This is a genomic window from Methylobacterium sp. GXF4 (assembly GCF_000272495.1).
GTDB classification, from domain to species: domain Bacteria; phylum Pseudomonadota; class Alphaproteobacteria; order Rhizobiales; family Beijerinckiaceae; genus Methylobacterium; species Methylobacterium brachiatum.
Window position 1 is genome coordinate 37,715 of sequence record NZ_AKFK01000051.1, and the last position, 17,485, is coordinate 55,199.

Below are 17,485 nucleotides of genomic sequence, written 5' to 3' on the forward strand. Positions count from 1 at the left end.
CGCCGGTCGGATTTCTCCGGCCGGCGCGTTGTCACGCATGTCAGATCCCGCTTTCTTCGCCGCGACCGGCTCGCTCACTCTCGCCGACATCGCGGCCGCCGCCGGTGCGGTCCTGCCCGAGGGCGCGGACCCGGAATACCGGCTCACCGGAGCCGCCCCGCTCGAGAGCGCCGGGCCGCACCACCTCGCCTACATGGACAATGCCCGCTACGGCTCGGCGCTGACCGAGACCCGGGCCGGGGCCTGCCTGGTGAGCCCGCGCTTCGCGGCGCGCTGTCCGGCCGGCACCGTCGCGATGGTCAGCCGCGACCCGTACCGGGCCTACGCCGCCCTGCTCGGCCGCCTCCACCCGGATGCCATGCGTCCCGGCTCGCAATTCGGCGGGCGCAGCATCGCTCCGGGCGCCCATGTCCACCCGGATGCGCGCCTGGAAGAGGGCGTCACGGTCGATCCGGGCGCCGTGATCGGCCCCGGCGTCGAGATCGGGTCCGGCAGCGTCATCGGCCCGAACGCGGTGATCGGCCCGGGGGTGCGGATCGGGCGCGACTGCTCCATCGGGGCCGGCACGACCTTGAGCCACGCCCTGCTCGGAAACCGGGTGATCCTGCATCCCGGCGCCCGGCTCGGCCAGGACGGGTTCGGCTTCGCCATGGGCGCGAGCCATCTCAAGGTGCCGCAGATCGGCCGGGTGATCGTCCAGGACGATGTCGAGATCGGCGCCAACACGACGATCGACCGGGGCGCCTCGCGCGATACGGTGATCGGCGAGGGCACCAAGATCGATAACCTGGTCCAGATCGCCCACAACGTCGTGATCGGGCGCCATTGCGTGATCGTCTCCGGGGTCGGCATCTCGGGCTCGACCACGCTGGAGGATTACGTGGTGCTCGGCGGCCAGGTCGGCGTCGTCGGCCATCTGCGCATCGGCCGCGGCGCCCAGATCGCCGGCTCGTCCAACGTCAACCGCGATGTCCCGCCGGGCAGCCGCTGGGGCGGTACGCCGGCCAAGCCGGTGCGGGCCTGGTTCCGCGAGCTGACGACGCTGGCGCGCCTGGCCGAGCGCTCGGGCAAGGATCCCGAGAAGGATCCGACCCCCGAGGCCGAGTGATCCCGGTCGCGATATCGGCCGCGCCGCCGGGAAACCCTTGCGCTTCCGCCGATTTCTTCCGAAGAGGGCGTCCGCCCGTCATGGAGGGCGGATATCGGTCCGCCCGGTGGCGGTGACGCGAGGTACGGGATTCGATGAGCGAGGCGGCGCGCGACACCAACGAGGAGCTGGGCACAGCCGACATCCAGACGCTGCTGGAGTTGCTGCCGCACCGCTACCCGTTCCTGATGATCGACCGCATCGTCGAGATCGACCGCGACGAATCCTGCGTCGGCATCAAGAACGTCACCGCCAACGAGCCGCAATTCATGGGGCATTTCCCCGGCCTGCCGGTCTTCCCCGGGGTGCTGCTGATCGAGGGCATGGCCCAGACCGCTGGCGCGATCTGCTGCCGTCACATCCGCACTGAAGAGCTGCAGACCAAGCAGGTGTTCTTCATGACCATCGACAAGTGCAAGTTCCGCAAGCCGGTCACGCCGGGTGATCAGGTGCGCTTCCACATGAGGAAGATGAACCGGCGCCGGACGATGTGGTGGTACCGCGGCGAGGCCCGGGTCGACGGTGTGCTGGTGGCGGAGGCCGAGATCAGCGCCATGCTGGTGACGGAGTGAGCGAGCCCCTCATCCACTCGAGCGCCGTGATCGAATCCGGCGCCGTGGTCGGCGACGGGACCCGGATCGGCCCGTTCTGCCATGTCGGCCCCGAGGTCGTGCTGGGCGAGGGCTGCGAGCTGCTCAGCCACGTGGTGCTGGCCGGCCGCACCACGATCGGTCCCCGCACCCGGATCTTCCCGTTCGCCTCCATCGGCCATCAGCCGCAGGATCTGAAATACCGGGGCGAGCCCTCGACGCTGACAATCGGATCCGACTGCTTGATCCGCGAGGGCGTGACCATGAACCCCGGCACCAGCGGGGGTGGCCTCGAGACCGCGGTCGGCGATCACTGCACCTTCCTGGCCAATTCCCATGTCGGCCACGATTGCCGGGTCGGCGACCACGTTATCTTCTCCAACAACGTGATGCTGGCCGGCCATTGCAGCGTCGGCGATTACGCGATCCTGGGCGGCGGCGCCGCCGTAATCCAGTTCGCCCGGGTCGGCGCGCACGCCTTCGTGGGCGGCCTCTCGGGCCTGGAGAATGACTGCATCCCGTACGGCATGGTGCTCGGCAACCGCGCCTACCTGTCGGGCCTCAACATCATCGGCCTGCAGCGCCGGGGCTTCGCCCGGGAGGACATCCACGCACTCCGGCGGGCCTACCGGCTGCTGTTCGCCCCCGAGGGCACGCTCATGGAGCGGGTCGAGGACGTGGCCGCGACCTTCGAATCCCACGCCGCGGTGTCCGAGATCCTCGCCTTCATTCGCGCTGGCGGCAAGCGCTCGATCTGCACCCCGCGCGAGCTTCCGGTTCCGATCGGGGCGGCCTGAGCCTCCCCATGGCCGAGGCCGCTCCGCTGCCCGAGGGCACGCTCGTCCTGATCGCCGGCGCCGGCCGGCTGCCCGAGCTGGTGGCCGAGTCCCTGAACCGGACGCACCGGCCGTTCCGGCTGATCGCCCTGCGCGGCTTCACCGACCGGTCCCTGCGCGCCCGGGCCGACGCCACCGTCGACCTCCTCGACCTCGCCGCGATCCTCAAGCTGCTGCGCCGCTGGGGACCGGCCGTGATGGTGCCGGCGGGCGGGGTCTCGCGGCCGAGCCCGGCCGCGCTGCTCAATGCCGGCGCGGCGCTCCGGAACCGCGAGACCCTGCGGGCGATCGCCGGGGGCGGCGATGACCGCCTGCTGCGCGCCGCCCTGGCCCTGGTCGAGGAGGAGGGCCACCGGGTACTCGGCGTCCACGAGGCCGCGCCGGATCTGCTCTGCCCCGAGGGCCGGCTCGGCCGCCTCGGACCCGACACGGAGTCCGACGCGTCGATCCGCACCGGCCGCGGGGTGCTCAACGCGCTCTCGCCCTACGATCTCGGGCAGGCGGTGGCGGTCTCGGGCGAGCGCGTGATCGCCGTCGAGGGGCCGGAGGGGACCGACCGCATGCTCGCCCGCGCCCGGGCGCTCGGGCGCAAACCGTTCGGGCGGGGCCGGGCGCTGCCCGCGACCGTGCTGGTGAAGGCGCCGAAGCTCGGCCAGGACCTGCGCATCGACCTGCCGGCGATCGGCCCCCGCACCGTGCGCAACGCCGCCGCGGCCGGCTGCGTCGGCCTGGCGCTCGAGGCCGGCGGCACCCTGGTGATCGACCGCGTGGCCACCGCCGAGGAGGCCGACCGCCTCGGGCTGTTTCTCGTCGGCTACCGGCCCGGGGCCGGACCATGAGCGGGCCGAAGACCGTCTGGCTGGTGGCCGGCGAGGATTCCGGCGACCAGCTCGGGGCCAAGCTGATGCGGGCGCTGCGGGCGGCCGCGCCCGGGACCGTATTCGGCGGGGTCGGCGGCGAGGCCATGGCCGAGGAGGGGTTCACCTCCCTGTTCCCCCTCGATGACGTCGCCGTCATGGGCTACCTGCCGGTGCTCGCCCGCGCCCGGACCCTGCTGCGCCGGATCCGCGAGACCGCGACCGCGGTGGTGCGCGCCCGGCCCGACGTGCTGGTGATCATCGATAGCCCGGGCTTCACTCATGCCGTGGCCCAGCGGGTCCGGAAGGCAGCGCCCGGCATCCCGATCGTCGATTACGTGTCGCCGAGCGTCTGGGCCTGGCGGCCGTGGCGGGCCAAGGGCATGCGCGGCTTCATCGACCACGTGATGGCGCTGCTGCCGTTCGAGCCGGACGCGCATCTGCGGCTCGGCGGCCCGTGCTGTACCTATGTCGGCCACCCGCTCATCGAGCGCTTCTCGGATTTGCGTCCCTCCGCGACGGAGAGCCGGCGACGGGAGGCGGTGCCCTACAGCCTCGTGATCCTGCCGGGCTCGCGCCGCGCCGAGATCGACCGGCTGATGCCGGTCTTCGGGCAGGTGCTGGAGCAGGTCTCCCGCATCCTCGAGGTCGAGGCGGTGCTGCCCGCCGTGACCCGCCACCGGGCGCTGATCGAGCGGCTGGCCCGGGATTGGCCCGTCCCGGTGCGTGTGCTCACCGGCGAGGACCGGAAATACGCCGCCTTCCGGGGCGCCCGGGCGGCCCTGGCGGCCTCCGGCACCGTCACGCTGGAGCTGGCGCTGGCCGGCGTCCCGATGGTGGTGGCCTACAAGGTCTCGCGCGCGGAGGGATTCATCGCCCGGCGCCTGATCCAGGTCCCCAGCATCGTGCTGCCGAACCTGATCCTGGCCGAGAACGCCATGCCGGAATTCGTCCAGGCGGACTGCACCGCCGAGCATCTGACCCGGGCGCTGCTGCCCCTGCTGGTCGGCGGTGCGGAGCGGGACGCGCAGAGCGACGCGCTCGCCCGGATCGACGGCCTGATGCGTCTCGCCGGCGACGACACCCCGAGCCGGGCCGCGGCGCGGATCGTTCTGGACGCGGCCGCCGGGCGGTTGAGCGGGGCCGCCTGACGGATCGGTGACACGTCCGACGGACGAAGACGTCGTATCGTCCTTGCGAGCCCAGCGAAGAAGCGCGGTGCAGCGTGGGATCTCAAACCGTGGCGTTTCCCTGGGTCGCTGCGCTGCGCTCGCAAGGACGGAGTTAGGTTATCACCCCCCGCGCCGGCCGCAGCGGATATAGGCGGCCGTGCCGCGGCCGCTCGACCAAGTGAGGCGGTCGCCATCGACCACGAGGCGGACCTGCGAGGACCAGCGCCGGCCGCGATCGCTGCACTCGGCGCCCATCACCCAGCCGTTGCCGACCCGGCGGCTGTCGTGGAAAGTGCAGATCGTCCGCCCGGCCCGGGCCCGGTCCTGCGTGATCGTGGCCGGGATGTAGCCCCGGCGACGGGAGCGGGCCGCGCAGGCATCGGCGGTCGGACCCCAGATGCCGACGAAGTCCGGGCTGGACGTGCTGGCCGGCTTGGCCGCCGAAGGCGTGACCGGAGTCGTGATCGTCGCTTGCAGGCCCGGCGCCGCCGGGCGCGGGCTCGCCGGCGCGGCGGCGAGCGACGCGGCGTCCGGCCGCTGCACGTCCGGGACGGATTCATCCGGCGTGTCGAGCATCACCACCCGGCGGCCCAGCGGTTTCGGCGCCGGGGCGGGCCGGGTCTCGGCGGTCTGCGAACGGAACGGCAGGTCCTCGGTCAGGTAGGCGGCGCTGTAGGTGAACAGGCCGGCCCAGCCGAGGACGAGGAGGCCGGGCACGACGAAGCGACGCTTGGAACCGGTACGGGCGTCCTCACCCGGATCGGCCAGCACGACCGCGCCCATTCGATCCCCCTGGTCCAGGCATCCGGCCCCGATTCGGGTGCCGGCCTGCGGGTGAAAAGCATGCCCCAACAAGAGCCTGGGTGAAACCGCCGTCGTGTTCAGCGTCCGAAGATCCCCTTGAGGAATTGCGCCGTCCGGTTGCGCTTGCGCTTGCGCTCGAGCTCGGTGGCGTCCTTGAGCCAGGCGACCTGCACCACGCGCCGCTCGCCCTCGAACGGCTCGTGGCCGTGCCAGGAATTGTCGGCCCGCAGGAAGGCGAACATCGTGCCCATGGTCGGCGGCACCTCGACCGCGAAGGGCGCGTAGTTGCGGCCGTCGTAGAGCACCCGCAGGCGGCCGGCGGCCGGCGCGTCCCAGGCGTCGTTCATGTAGACGAGCAGCGTCAGTACCTTCGACGGGCCGTCGGTGTGGATCGAGCCGTATTTCAGTTGGCTCTTCCGCATGATCGTGGTGAGCCGCGGGCAGGAGACGAGGTCGATGCCGAACTTCTCGCCGAGGATTTCTGAGAACGCGTCGCTCTCCAGCTCGTCGATCAGCGCCTTGAACCGGCCCTTGAGGGCGACCTCGTCCACGGTGAGGTAGCCGGGCTTGGCGATGTCCGGGAAATCGCGTCGGATCGCGTCGATCGCGTCGGGGTTCAGGACGTTGGTGCCGAGCGTGTACGGGTAGGGCTCGCGGGCGACTGGGGCGGCGCGCACCGCGGAAACGTCGAGGATCGAGAGGGCGGACATCTGCGGGTCCCTGGGCTCCAGCGCACGACGGCCGGCACGCCGGGCGCCGGAGGCGCGTGCCGGAGGGCCGACCGGGAGGTCCGTGCCGGGGCGGCCCGAGGGGCGTCCGCGGTCACGAAATCTTAAGCGTTCTCGGTGGTCCCGGAATCCCATAATCCGGTGATTGCGGCGGTCCAACGGCGAAAGCCGTGTGGTGGCGCATTCCGGTGACAGTCTCGGGCCGCCCGGCCGTGCAGGATGGCGCGATGCCCGAGGACTTTCTTCTCGGGTGCGTCGTGTATTCTGGAACCCATCCGCGATGAGGCCGCAGGTCCTCGCCTTGCTGTGCATTCACCTGATCGCCGCGACGATTGGGGCGGAGGCGCTTGCCCAGCCGTCCCGCTCGCCGCGTCCCGCCGGCACGGCGCGGATGACCTGCGCGGAGGCGATGGCGCTGGTGAAGAGCGAGGGCGACGTGGTGATCGCCGGCGGCACGGCGCCGGAGCGCTTCGTCAGCGGCCCCGGCCAGTGCAGCGGCGCCGAGATCGCCGAGCTGCGCTTCGTCCCCACCCGCGACAATCCGCAATGCCCGATCGGCTATCGCTGCCGCGAGCCGGGCTTCGAGGAGTGGAACTGGTAGCGCCGCAGGGCGCCTCGCGACCCGCCTGCGCGGATCGTGACCAAAGTTTCACGTGACAGCGCCGACGATGTGCCACGTTCTCGCCACGACCCAGGGCCAAGGCCGCCGGGTTGCGTTCCCGAAGGGGCGCTCACGTTAGGCGGGAGACACGCGTGGCTTCACTCAGGACCGGGCTCGGGATCCAGGCCGTGCTCACGGCCGTGGCCGCGCTGATCCTGCTGGCGCTTCCGGGGATCCCCAGCCCGCCGCTCTACGTCTCGCTCGCCGGCTTCGTGATGGCCGGCATCCTGGTCGCGGCCAACGGCATCTCCGCCTATCTGAAGGTCTTCGTCTCGGTCTACGGGCTTGGCTACCTGCTGCTCGCCGGCATGAAGACGGTGGCCGCCATGGGCCTCCTGCCCCCGGTCGTGGCCGCGCTGCTGCCGCCCGACTTCGCCGCCACCGGCGCCGTGGTGTTCGGCGCCATCGTGCTCGGCGTCTCGTATCTCGAGCCGATCCGGGCGATCACCGACATCGCCGACCCGTATTTCGCCAACCGCGACAAGCCGACCAAGGAGATCGGCCTGTTCCGCTGGTTCGGCAGCACCGAGGGCCGGATCGGGCGCAACCTCGTCGCCCTGTCGATCTTCGTGAACTTCGCCGACGTGGCGCTGACCCTGCGGTTCAACTTCTTCTACCGCGACATCTACAACTCGCTTCAGGAATACGACGCGGCGGCGTTCTGGTACCAGCTGCTCTGGATCTTCATCCCGCTGGCGACGCTCAACATCGCCATCGGCATGTTCGACCTGTTCGTCGATTCCTCCCTGCACATCCGCTGGCGCACCTGGCTGACGCACAGCCTGTACGAGCGCTGGCTCGGCAACGGCACCCATTACCGCATCCCGTTCACCGACGAGGAGGCGGACAACCCGGATCAGCGCATCCAGGCCGACGTCAACCTGTTCATCCAGCAGACCGCGAGCCTGTCGATCCGGCTGCTCAGCCAGGCGGCGCAGCTCGTCTCGTTCATCGTGATCCTCTGGACCCTGTCGCGCGACTTCGTCGTGCCGTTCACCGATACGGTGATCCCGGGCTTCCTGGTCTGGCTGGTGATCGCCTACGCGGTGGTCGGCACCTGGCTCACCCACCTGATCGGCCGGCCCCTGATCGGGCTCAACTTCCGGCAGGAGCAGGTCGAGGCCGATTTCCGCTTCTCGCTGGCCCGCAACCGGATCTACTCGGAGCAGATCGCGCTGCTGCGCGGCGAGCGCGCGGAAGCCACGCGGCTCGGCTCGCTGTTCCACATGATCATCGACAATTACGTCGGCATCATCTTCCGCCGCATCAAGCTGATCGCCTTCACGTTCAGCTACCGGCAGGCGAGCGTGATCTTCCCGATGGTGCTCGCCGCGCCGTCCTTCTTCGCCAAGAAGATCACCCTGGGCGCGCTGCAGCAGACCTCGCAGGCCTTCTCGCAGGTGCAGAGCTCGCTGTCCTTCTTCGTGGATTCCTACACGACCCTCGCGTCCTACAAGGCCAACACCATCCGTCTCGGCTCCTTCCGCCGGGCGATGAGCAAGGCCGAGGCGCTGGAGGCGGCAGGCTACGGGCTGGTCCAGGGCAACGAGACCGCCAACGGCGTCACCGCCCGCGGGCTGGTGCTCGCCCTCCCGGACGGCCGCGAGATCGTCTCGGCCCCGGAGCTGACCCTCGCCAAGGGCGGCGCTACCCTGGTCACCGGCCCCTCGGGTTCCGGCAAGTCGACGCTGTTCCGGGCGATCGCAGGGATCTGGCCGTTCGGCAAGGGCCGGGTCGACGTGCCGGCCGGGCAATCGACGCTGCTGCTGCCGCAGCGGCCCTACATCCCGCAGGGCACTTTGCGCGGCGCCGTGGTCTACCCGAACACCACCGACCAGTTCACGGACGCGGCGATCCGCGACGCCCTGACGGCGGCCCAGCTGCCCCATCTCGTCGACCGCCTCGACGAGACCGATACCTGGGAGCGCCGCCTGTCGGGCGGCGAGCAGCAGCGCCTCGCCATCGCCCGGGCGATCCTGGCCAAGCCCGCCTGGCTGTTCCTCGACGAGTCTACCGCCTCCCTCGACGAGCCCTCGGAAGCGAAGATCTACCGGATGCTGCGGGAGCGCCTGCCCGATACCACCATCGTCTCCATCGGCCACCGCTCGACGCTCGACGCGTTCCACGAGAAGCGAATCGTGCTGGAGCCGCAGGGCAATCTCTTCACCCCGCGGGAGCGCCGGGAGCCGCAACCGGCGGAATAAGTGCATTCGGTCACGACATCCCGGGGAAAATGCCCCGCAGAAGTTGCGAGATGGAAATATTAAGGAACCAGTGACTGCTGGGTCCGTTTGTCATGCGCTATATAAATCGGAGGAACGCATGACCAAGATCACGACCCTTGCAGGTGCCGGCGCTCTCATCCTGATGTCGACCGCCGCCTTCGCGGCCCCGTGCGCAACCGGGACGACCGTTACGCGCGACAAGGAAGCCAGCAAGGCCTCGACGGTCGATCCGAGCGTGAAGGACCCGACCTCCCCGGGCGCCAAGGCTGAGTCCCCCGGCACTGTCGGCGCGATGAAGAACGCCGGCACCGCGACGTCGCCCTCCGACGTGCAGGCCCAGTCGAGCGGCAAGCCGACCGCCGCCCAGGCGGCCAAGGGCGGCGACGACTGCTGATCGGTCTCAGCCGCTTCGGTCTTTGATGGAACGCCCGCACGGCTCAAACCGTGGCGGGCGTTCTCGTTCGTCGGCGTCGTCAGGCGGCCTTACGCAGGTTGGCGGCGGTCCGGGCGGCGCGCTTGATGGCATCCGGGTCGAGCAGGCCGGGCTTCACCACCCAACTGCCGCCGACGCACAGCACCGACGGGATGGCGAGCCAATCCGGCGCGGTGGCCTCGGTGATCCCGCCGGTCGGGCAGAACTTCACCTGGCCGAACACGGCGGTCAGCGCCTTCAGGGCCTTGATCCCGCCCGCTGCCTCCGCCGGGAAGAACTTGAACCGGTCGAGCCCGTAATCGAGCCCGCGCATGATGTCGGCCGCCGTGGCGACGCCCGGCAGGTAGGGCACGCCGTTGGTCTTGGCGGCGTCGGTGAGCGGCTCCGTGAGCCCCGGCGAGACGATGAACTCGGCGCCCGCCGCCAGGGCGTTCTCGAGATCGACCGGGTTCAGGACCGTGCCGGCCCCGACCACCGCGCCCTCGACCTGGGTCATCTCGCGGATCACGTCCAAAGCGGCGGGCGTGCGGAGGGTGACCTCCAGGGCGGTCAGGCCGCCCCGGATCAGGGCCTCGGCGATCGGCCGGGCCTGGGCCACGTCCTCGATCACGAGGACCGGGATGACGGGCACGGAGCGCATCAGCGCGTCGATGCTGGTCAGATCGTTCATGATCGGCTTCTCCCGTTCGACGTTCAGAGACCGGCAGCCGCGAGCATGGCTGAGGCGCCCCGCTCGGCGGTGTCGGCCCCGTGGCGCATGAAAGCGAACAGCTCCCGCCCGGTTCCCGCCTCCGGGACCGGCTGGACCGCGTCCGCGCGGGCGGCCAGCTCCGCGTCGTCGACCATCACCTGCAGCAGCCCCTCGGCTGCGCTGAGGCGGATGATGTCGCCGTCGCGGATCCGCCCGATCGCCCCGCCGCCCAGGGCCTCGGGGCTCAGGTGGATGGCCGCCGGTACCTTGCCGGAGGCGCCCGACATCCGGCCGTCCGTGACCAGGGCGACCTTGTGGCCGCGATCCTGGAGGACGCCGAGCGGCGGGGTCAGCTTGTGCAGCTCGGGCATGCCGTTGGCGCGCGGGCCCTGGAACCGGACGACCACGACCACGTCGCGCTCCAGCTCGCCGGCCTTGAACGCCTTGAGCACGTCGTCCTGGTCGGAGAAGACCCGGGCCGGGGCCTCGATGGTCCGCCGCTGTTCCTCGACCGCGCTGGTCTTGAACGTCGCCCGGCCGAGATTGCCGGTCACCAGCCGCATGCCGCCATCGGGCTGGAACGGGTTCTCGGGCCGGCGGATCATGGTCTCGTCCAGGCTCTTCGGCACCGCGTCCTCGAAGGTGAGCTCGTCGCCGTCGAGCTTCGGGTCGCGGGCATGGTCGCGCAGGGACTGGCCGGCCACCGTCAGGATATCGTCGTGCAGCAGCCCGGCATCGAGCAGGGCGGCCATGACGAAGCTCATGCCGCCGGCGGCGTGGAAGTGGTTCACGTCGCCCGCGCCGTTCGGGTAGACCCGGGCGATGAGCGGCACGGCGTTCGACAGCCGGTCGATATCCTCCCAGTCGATCACGATGCCGGCGGCGCGGGCGATGGCCGGCAGGTGGATCGCGTGGTTGGTCGAGCCGCCGGTGGCGAGCAGGCCGACCGCGGCGTTCACGATCGCCTTCTCGTCCACGCACAGGCCGAGCGGCCGGTAATCGTTGCCGGCGCTGCCGATCTCCGTGAGCCGGTGGATCGCCGCCCGGGTCACGGCCTGGCGCAGCTTCGTGCCGGGATTGATGAACGAGGCGCCCGGCATGTGCAGGCCCATCATGTCCATCATCATCTGGTTCGAGTTGGCGGTGCCGTAGAACGTGCAGGTCCCGGCCCCGTGATAGGACGCGGATTCGGATTCGAGCAGCTCCGCGCGGCCGACCTTGCCCTCGGCGTAGAGCTGGCGGATCCGCTGCTTCTCCTTGTTGGCGAGCCCCGAGGGCATCGGCCCGGCCGGGATCAGGATCGTCGGCAGGTGGCCGAAGCGCAGGGCGCCGATCAGGAGGCCGGGCACGATCTTGTCGCAGATGCCGAGCAGCGCGGCGCCATCGAACATGCCGTGGCTGAGGCCCACCGCGGTCGAGAGCGCGATCGTGTCCCGGGAGAACAGCGACAGCTCCATGCCGCGCTGCCCTTGCGTGACCCCGTCGCACATCGCCGGGGTGCCGCCCGCCACCTGGGCTGTGGCGCCGCGCTCCCGGGCGAAGACCTTGATCTGGTCGGGATAGCGCCCGTAGGGCTGATGCGCCGAGAGCATGTCGTTGTAGGCGGTGACGATGCCGATATTCATCACCGTCCGGCCGTCGCGCAGAGCCGGCTTGTCCTCGCCGGAGGCGGCGAAGCCGTGGGCGAGGTTGCCGCAGGCCAGCGTCGGCCGATGCACGCCGGACTCGCGCTCCCGGGCGATCAGGTCGAGATAGGTCCGCCGGGACTCGCGGGAGCGCGCCACGACGCGCTCGGTGACCGCCGCGACCTCGGGATGAAGCTCGGTCATGCTGGTTCCTCCGTCCAGGGTGCCGACGGATCGTCAGGCCGGTACCGATCCCGGCCGCGACCGCGTCGCACCGGGCTATCTAGGCGGTGCCCGGGACGATGTAACCCGGCCCCCGCGCAGGGCGGCCGAGCGCGGCCGCCGCCGATGGCCTTGCCGATCCCGTCCGCATCCCGAGCTGCGCCAGCGCGCCTCGAAGGAGGGCTCCAGGCAGCGCGGGGCCGGCTGGCGGGTACCTTCGAGGGCGCCGTTGCGCGCCGCCGCCTCAGGATGAGGTCGCGGGTGCGCGGTCTGAGAGCGACGGGTGATCAATACTCCCAGAAGATGCGCTGCAGCTCCTTGGTGTCCTGGGTCTTGGTCAGCGCCACGGCGGCCAGGATCTTGGCCTTGGCCGGATTGAGGTCGTGGGCGACGACCCAGTCGTATTTGTCGTCGGGCTGCTCGGCGTTGCGCAGGACCAGGCCGTCCGGCACCCGCGAGGAGCGGATCACGATCGTGCCCTTGGAGCGGATGTCCTTGAGCTTGTCCACGAGATAGCCGGCCACCGAGCCGTTGCCCGTACCGGCGTTGACGATCGCCTTGGCGCCGGCCTGGACCTCGGCATCGTAGATGCCGGGGATCATGTTGCCGGAGCCGTAGACGATGCCGACCAGCGGCAGGCTGTCGATCTGGTCGATGTCGAACTCGGAGCTGGTGTTGTGCCGCTTGGAGAGCGCCCGGAAGAAGTAGGTCTTGCCCTCGATCACCATGCCGAGCGGTCCCCACTGGCTGTAGAAGGCGCTCGGGACGACGTTGGTCCGCTTGTTCACGTCGCGACCCGACTGGATCGTGTCGTTCATCGTCACGGTCACGCCCTTGCCGATCGCCTCCTTGCTGGCCGCCACCGTCACGGCGTCGAGCAGGTTGAGGGCGCCGTCGGCCGAGATCGCCGTACCCGGCCGCATCGACCCGACCACCACGATCGGCTTGTCGCTCTTGACCACGAGGTCGAGGAAGAACGACGTCTCCTCCAAAGTGTCGGTGCCGTGTGTGATGACCACGCCGTCCACGTCGTCCTGCTTGAGCAGGGCGGAGACGCGCTTGGCGAGCTGGACCAGCTGGGCGTCGGTGAAGCTCTCGGACGCGATCTGGAAGACCTGCTCGCCGCGCACATTGGCGATGGTGCTGACCTGCGGCACCGCCGCGATCAGCTTGTCCACCGGCACCTTGGCGGCCGTGTAGGTCGCGCTGTTGGCCGCGTCGGCGCCCGCGCCCGCGATCGTGCCGCCGGTGGCCAGGATCATCACGTTGGGCTTCTTCACCGCCGCCGCAGTGCTGGCATCCGTCATCTCGCGGGCGCGGAGCGGGGTCGCCCCGAGCGTGCCGGCGAGCACCAGCGCCAGGGTCGCTCCGCGCAGGGCTCGGCCCGCGCCGCTTCGGCATGAGATCATCGGGGATCCTTGTGGTCTGACGGTGGATCGCGAGTCGGGCTCGCCGGTCGGGATCGTAGACCCCGCCCGGTGCGAGGCAAGTTTCGTGCAGCCGATCCGCTGGCGGATGGATCCATTTCGTAAGCTTGGGCGTTGTTATGCGACGTCGTTCGTTCGGAGGTAGACCCCCATGCTGCATCTCGCCGGCCTGCTCGACGAACTCGAGCGGAGCGAGCCCGCACGGGCCGCGATGGCGATCCTCGAATCGGCCCTGGCCCGTCGGTCCGTCGAAGAACAGACCGCGTTCTGGCGCGCGGTCGATCTGTACTACGTCTCCCGCAAGGCCCCGCCCGAGCCCACGCCCGGGATGATCGGCGCCGCGCCGCAGATGGCGGCCGCGGTCTAACGGGGCGGGACATTCGTTTCGGTTTCGAGCATCCGGTGGAGGGTTAGGCGGCGACCTGACGGCCTTGTCCCATTCGTGACCGCATCCTGAAGCGCGCTGGCGCAGCGTAGGATGCGGACGTGGTTTCATTACTCGCAGGCCTTCCGTCGGCTTTCTCGCGAGCGCGCAGTCGGACGGTCTTCAGGGCGTCGCGTACGACTTCGCCTCACTGCGGTTCCGGCCCGCGGCGCGATCGAACGCGCGGTTGAGGTAGCGTCGCATCGGCCGCTCGATCAGGAACAGGCTCGCGATACCCAGGGCAATGGCCGGCAGGACGAGGGCCTTGGCGATGCGACCGCCCATCGCATCGTGCAGGACGTAGAACGGCTGCTGCCACAGGTAGATCGAGTACGACCAGGCGCCGAACAGGACGAGCGGCGTCGATGTCAGGCCCCGGCGCAGGACGTCCGCGGCGCTGGGGATCGTCGCCACCGCGGCGGCGAGCGATGCGGTGCCGAGGCTGTACTTGATCGGGTCCGGTACGGCGTCGATGTTCAGCATCAGGCCGAGGAGGAGCAGCACCGCGGGCCGCCAGGACGGCGTCGCGCGCGTGGGATCGCTGCGGCCGAACTTCAGGTAGGCCGCCGCCCCGAGCAAGATCGAGGCCGCCCGCACGTCGCTGCGCCAGTACACCTCCGTGTAGCTGCCGCCGAGCGCGGTGGAGATGAGGCCGTTCAGGCAGGCCAGGGCGGCCAGAGCAGCCAGCACCGGGGGCAGGGCGAAGCCGAACCGGCGCCAGAGCAGGGCGATCAGCCCGAGCAGGATGTAGCTGTGCTCCTCGACGCAGAGCGACCAGACATGGTCGACATTGGGCGCCTCGGCGAACCACAGGTGGTAGTAGTTGTAGGTCAGCGTCAGCGCGGCGAGGTAGCCGTAGAGGTGCCGCTCCCGACCGGTGGCAAGGGCGAGGACGGTCATCGCCAGCACGAAGCCGATCAGGGCCGGGTAGATCCGGGATGCGCGGCGGACGACGAACCGCGTCAACGGCACGGCGCGCACGAACAGGATCTCCGCCATCAGGCGCCCGCTCAGGACGAAGAACAGCTCCACGCCGAAACGGCCGAGATTGATCCCGCGGCTGGTGGCGAAATGGCCGACGAGCACCAGCAGGATCGCGCAGCCCCGCCAGCCATCGAGCACGGGAAGGTGACGCGGGAGCATGGGACGCCTGCCGGTTCGACTTCAGCGACGGTCCAGGCAGGCCCGCTCACCATACGGGGCCGAGATGGTCTTAAGGGGTAGGCCGCGCCGGCCGACCGGCCCGGCGCCTCGAAAGACGTAGCGGGTCCGGCGCGTCCCGAGCGCCGGTTCCGCGGGTCGGAGGTGCCGGCGTGGCTCGGGCCCGATCAAAACACCGAGATCAGCACGATGCCCGCGGCCATCAGCAGGCCGCCGATCAGCCGGCCGATGCCGGCGCGGACGCGCTTCATCCCGAGCCAGCCGAAATGGTCGATGGCGATGGAGGTGAACAGGTTCGCGGTGATCAACAGGCCGTTGAAGGCGCCGGCCCCGACCTTGTCGACGAAGAGCAGGCCGGCGAACACCGCAACCGCGCCGGCGATGCCGCCCAGCGCGCCCCACCACGGCACCCGCGCCACATCCGCCCGGGTCGGCAGCGGCGTCGGGCGGAGCAGGAACACGAACAGGAACACCAGGGCCACGGGCACGAACGACACGGTGGCGGCGAGCCAGGGGTTCACCAGGGCGCCGCGCAGCTGCGCGTTGAGCACCACGCCGACCGCCTGGAGCGAGCCCGCCACCAGGATGAACGGGTAGAGCAGCTTGGCCATCAGGCCGCCCTCGCGCGATTCCGCCGTCTCATCGTCCGATTTCGGGCCGGTGGCGCGGGCGATGAACACGATGCCGACCACCATCAGCAGGCCGCCGAGCCAGGGCATCGGCTTGAAGCCGCCGGCTTTGAGGCCGAACAGGCCGAGGCTGTCCAAAGCCAGCGAGGTCAGGATGTTGGCCGTGATGGTCAGGCCGTTGAACGGGCCGGCCCCGACCTTGTCCACGAAGGCGAGGCCGCCGAACACCGCCACCGCGCCGGCCACCCCGCCGAGCGGCGCGTACCAGGGCATCGAGCCCAGGGTCTGCAGCGTCGGCAGCGGTGTCGGCATGGTGAAGAACAGGATCGTGAACACGATCACGATCGGCATGAACGAGTAGGTCGCCGCCAGCCACGGATTGACCAGCGCGTCGCGCAGGCGCGCGTTCATGGAATTGCCGAGCGCCTGGAGCGCACCGGCGACCAGGATGAAGGGATAGAGCAGGGCGGCGTTCAAGGGTCCGGTCTCCGGTCGTGGGAGGGCGAGGCGGTTGGGAAAGGCGTCGTCCTGGGAACCGGAGACCGGGCTCTCAGACGAGGAGCAGGGCGCCCAGCGCGAGCACGAGGGCGGGCGGCATCACCAGCAGGCCGAGCTTGAGGAACTGCCAGGCCGACACGTCCTCGCCTTCGCGGCGGATCGCGGTGAGCCACAGGATCGTGGCCAGTGACCCGGTCACCGAGAGGTTCGGACCGAGATCGACGCCGATCAGGATCGCGCCCGCGACCTTGTGCGAGACCTCGGCCGCCTGGACCGCGGCCCCGGCCAGCAGCCCGGCCGGCAGGTTGTTCACGAGGTTCGACCCGAAGGCGACGATGGCCCCGCCCGCCCAGGCGGTGGCGGCAGGGTCGGCTCGGGCATAGCCCTTCAGGGTGTCGGCCAGCAGGGTGAGGATCCCGGTCTTCTCCAGGGCCTCGACCAGCACGAACAGGCCGGCCACCAGCGGCAGCACCGCCCAGGACACGTCCTTCACCACCTCGACCAGGCCGCCGCGGTTCAGCGCGACCACCAGCAGGGTCGTGGCGAGGCCGGCCACGAAGGTGGGCAGGCCGAGCTCGATTCCGGCGGCCGAGGCCCCGATCAGCGCGCCCGCGGTGGCGATGATGCCGAGCCCCGCGACCTTGCCGCCCAGCCCGAGGCGCACGGTCTCGACCTCGGTCTTAATGGTCTGGCCCTTGAGCCTTGCGTTCTGGGTCAGCCGCAGCACCGCATAGGTTGCGACGATCGCCAGGACCGAGGGCAGCGCGAAGGTGGCGAGCCACTGGCCGAGGGGCGGCATGTCGGTGGCGAACACCACGAGGTTGGCCGGGTTCGAGATCGGCAGCACGAAGCTCGCGGCGTTGGCGATGAAGGCGCAGATGAACAGGTAGGGCAGGGGCTCGGCGTCGGCGGCCTTGGCGGCGGCGTAGACCGCGGGCGTCAGCACCACCGCGCAGGCATCGTTGGACAGGAACACCGTCACCACGGTGCCGACGATGTAGATCAACAGGAAAAGCCGGGTCGGCGAGCCCTTGGCGGCGCGCACGGCGAGGCCGGCCAGCCAATCGAACAGCCCTTCCTTCCGGGCAATCTCGGCAAGCAGCATCATGCCAACGAGGAACAGGTAGACGTCGGTGCCCTTGGAGATGCCGTCGAGGGCGACCTGCCAGGGCAGCAGGCCGAGCACGACCAGCAGGGCGGCGCCGAGCACCGCCCAGATCGCCTCCGGCCAGGAGAACGGGCGCACGATCACGCCCAGGGTGGCGAGCGCGGCGATGCCCCAGGTCGCCAGGTTCGGTGTCAGGGTCAGTCCAGCAAACACGTCGAAACATCTCCCCCCGGAGTCGTGGTGAGGA

Annotated in this window: 17 protein-coding genes; 9 read left to right on the top strand and 8 right to left on the bottom strand. The window is 70.4% G+C overall.

Annotation, left to right across the window (positions count from 1 at the left end):
- Positions 1–37: 37 nt before the first annotated feature.
- From lpxD to lpxB, 5 genes are all read left to right on the top strand, one after another.
- Entirely contained in the window at positions 38–1,108 is a 1,071-nt protein-coding gene (lpxD, locus tag WYO_RS08145) for a UDP-3-O-(3-hydroxymyristoyl)glucosamine N-acyltransferase (protein ID WP_007561093.1), read from the top strand.
- 134 nt (positions 1,109–1,242) lie between these two features.
- The gene (fabZ, locus tag WYO_RS08150; protein WP_007561095.1) at positions 1,243–1,719 is read left to right on the top strand and encodes a 3-hydroxyacyl-ACP dehydratase FabZ; all 477 of its coding nucleotides are present in this window, start codon (positions 1,243–1,245) and stop codon (positions 1,717–1,719) included.
- Positions 1,716–2,534, top strand: a complete 819-nt coding sequence (gene lpxA / locus WYO_RS08155) for an acyl-ACP--UDP-N-acetylglucosamine O-acyltransferase (protein WP_007561097.1) — start codon at positions 1,716–1,718, stop codon at positions 2,532–2,534. The genes fabZ and lpxA overlap by 4 nt, the downstream gene beginning before the upstream one ends.
- 8 nt (positions 2,535–2,542) lie before the next feature.
- Positions 2,543–3,412, top strand: a complete 870-nt coding sequence (gene lpxI, locus WYO_RS08160; protein WP_007561099.1) for a UDP-2,3-diacylglucosamine diphosphatase LpxI — start codon at positions 2,543–2,545, stop codon at positions 3,410–3,412.
- Positions 3,409–4,581, top strand: coding sequence for a lipid-A-disaccharide synthase (gene lpxB / locus WYO_RS08165; RefSeq protein WP_007561102.1), 1,173 nt, complete (start codon positions 3,409–3,411; stop codon positions 4,579–4,581). Before lpxI ends, lpxB begins: the two co-directional genes overlap by 4 nt.
- Positions 4,582–4,722: 141 nt before the next feature.
- Here the strand turns inward: lpxB and WYO_RS08170 are convergent, their stop codons facing one another.
- Together WYO_RS08170 and WYO_RS08175 are read right to left on the bottom strand one after the other, a co-directional pair.
- Positions 4,723–5,385 carry a hypothetical protein gene (locus tag WYO_RS08170; protein ID WP_007561104.1) on the bottom strand — a complete coding sequence of 221 codons (663 nt, stop codon included), beginning with the start codon at positions 5,383–5,385 and terminating at the stop codon, positions 4,723–4,725.
- 98 nt (positions 5,386–5,483) lie between these two features.
- Complete coding sequence (locus WYO_RS08175) at positions 5,484–6,116, bottom strand: 2OG-Fe(II) oxygenase (RefSeq protein WP_007561106.1); 633 nt, start codon at positions 6,114–6,116, stop codon at positions 5,484–5,486.
- Between the two features lie 298 nt (positions 6,117–6,414).
- Between WYO_RS08175 and WYO_RS08180 the strand changes: the two genes are divergently transcribed.
- The 3 genes from WYO_RS08180 to WYO_RS28935 all read left to right on the top strand — a co-directional run bounded on the left by WYO_RS08180 (position 6,415) and on the right by WYO_RS28935 (position 9,414).
- Positions 6,415–6,735 carry a hypothetical protein gene (locus WYO_RS08180; protein ID WP_007561107.1) on the top strand — a complete coding sequence of 107 codons (321 nt, stop codon included), beginning with the start codon at positions 6,415–6,417 and terminating at the stop codon, positions 6,733–6,735.
- Positions 6,736–6,887: 152 nt separating this feature from the next.
- On the top strand, positions 6,888–8,999 hold the full coding sequence (locus tag WYO_RS08185; RefSeq protein WP_007561109.1) for an ABC transporter ATP-binding protein/permease: 2,112 nt from the start codon (positions 6,888–6,890) through the stop codon (positions 8,997–8,999).
- 118 nt (positions 9,000–9,117) lie between these two features.
- A complete protein-coding gene (locus WYO_RS28935) occupies positions 9,118–9,414 on the top strand; it encodes a hypothetical protein (protein WP_007561111.1) in 297 nt (98 codons plus the stop codon).
- A gap of 79 nt (positions 9,415–9,493) precedes the next feature.
- Here the strand turns inward: WYO_RS28935 and eda are convergent, their stop codons facing one another.
- From eda to WYO_RS08205, 3 genes are all read right to left on the bottom strand, one after another.
- Positions 9,494–10,114 (bottom strand): bifunctional 4-hydroxy-2-oxoglutarate aldolase/2-dehydro-3-deoxy-phosphogluconate aldolase, encoded by a 621-nt coding sequence (gene eda / locus WYO_RS08195; RefSeq protein WP_039902577.1) that lies wholly within the window; start codon positions 10,112–10,114, stop codon positions 9,494–9,496.
- Between the two features lie 32 nt (positions 10,115–10,146).
- Entirely contained in the window at positions 10,147–11,973 is a 1,827-nt protein-coding gene (gene edd, locus WYO_RS08200) for a phosphogluconate dehydratase (protein WP_007561114.1), read from the bottom strand.
- 305 nt (positions 11,974–12,278) lie between these two features.
- Complete coding sequence (locus tag WYO_RS08205) at positions 12,279–13,400, bottom strand: type II asparaginase (RefSeq protein ID WP_007561117.1); 1,122 nt, start codon at positions 13,398–13,400, stop codon at positions 12,279–12,281.
- Between the two features lie 169 nt (positions 13,401–13,569).
- Here WYO_RS08205 and WYO_RS08210 point away from each other — a divergent pair, with 169 nt between their 5' ends.
- Positions 13,570–13,785 (top strand): hypothetical protein, encoded by a 216-nt coding sequence (locus tag WYO_RS08210; protein WP_007561119.1) that lies wholly within the window; start codon positions 13,570–13,572, stop codon positions 13,783–13,785.
- A gap of 180 nt (positions 13,786–13,965) precedes the next feature.
- Here the strand turns inward: WYO_RS08210 and WYO_RS28940 are convergent, their stop codons facing one another.
- From WYO_RS28940 to WYO_RS08225, 3 genes are all read right to left on the bottom strand, one after another.
- Complete coding sequence (locus WYO_RS28940; protein ID WP_007561121.1) at positions 13,966–14,985, bottom strand: acyltransferase; 1,020 nt, start codon at positions 14,983–14,985, stop codon at positions 13,966–13,968.
- A 185-nt stretch (positions 14,986–15,170) separates the two neighbouring features.
- The gene (locus WYO_RS08220; RefSeq protein ID WP_007561123.1) at positions 15,171–16,109 is read right to left on the bottom strand and encodes a DMT family transporter; all 939 of its coding nucleotides are present in this window, start codon (positions 16,107–16,109) and stop codon (positions 15,171–15,173) included.
- 73 nt (positions 16,110–16,182) lie between these two features.
- Positions 16,183–17,451, bottom strand: coding sequence for an arsenic transporter (locus WYO_RS08225; RefSeq protein ID WP_007561125.1), 1,269 nt, complete (start codon positions 17,449–17,451; stop codon positions 16,183–16,185).
- Between the last annotated feature and the right edge of the window lie 34 nt (positions 17,452–17,485).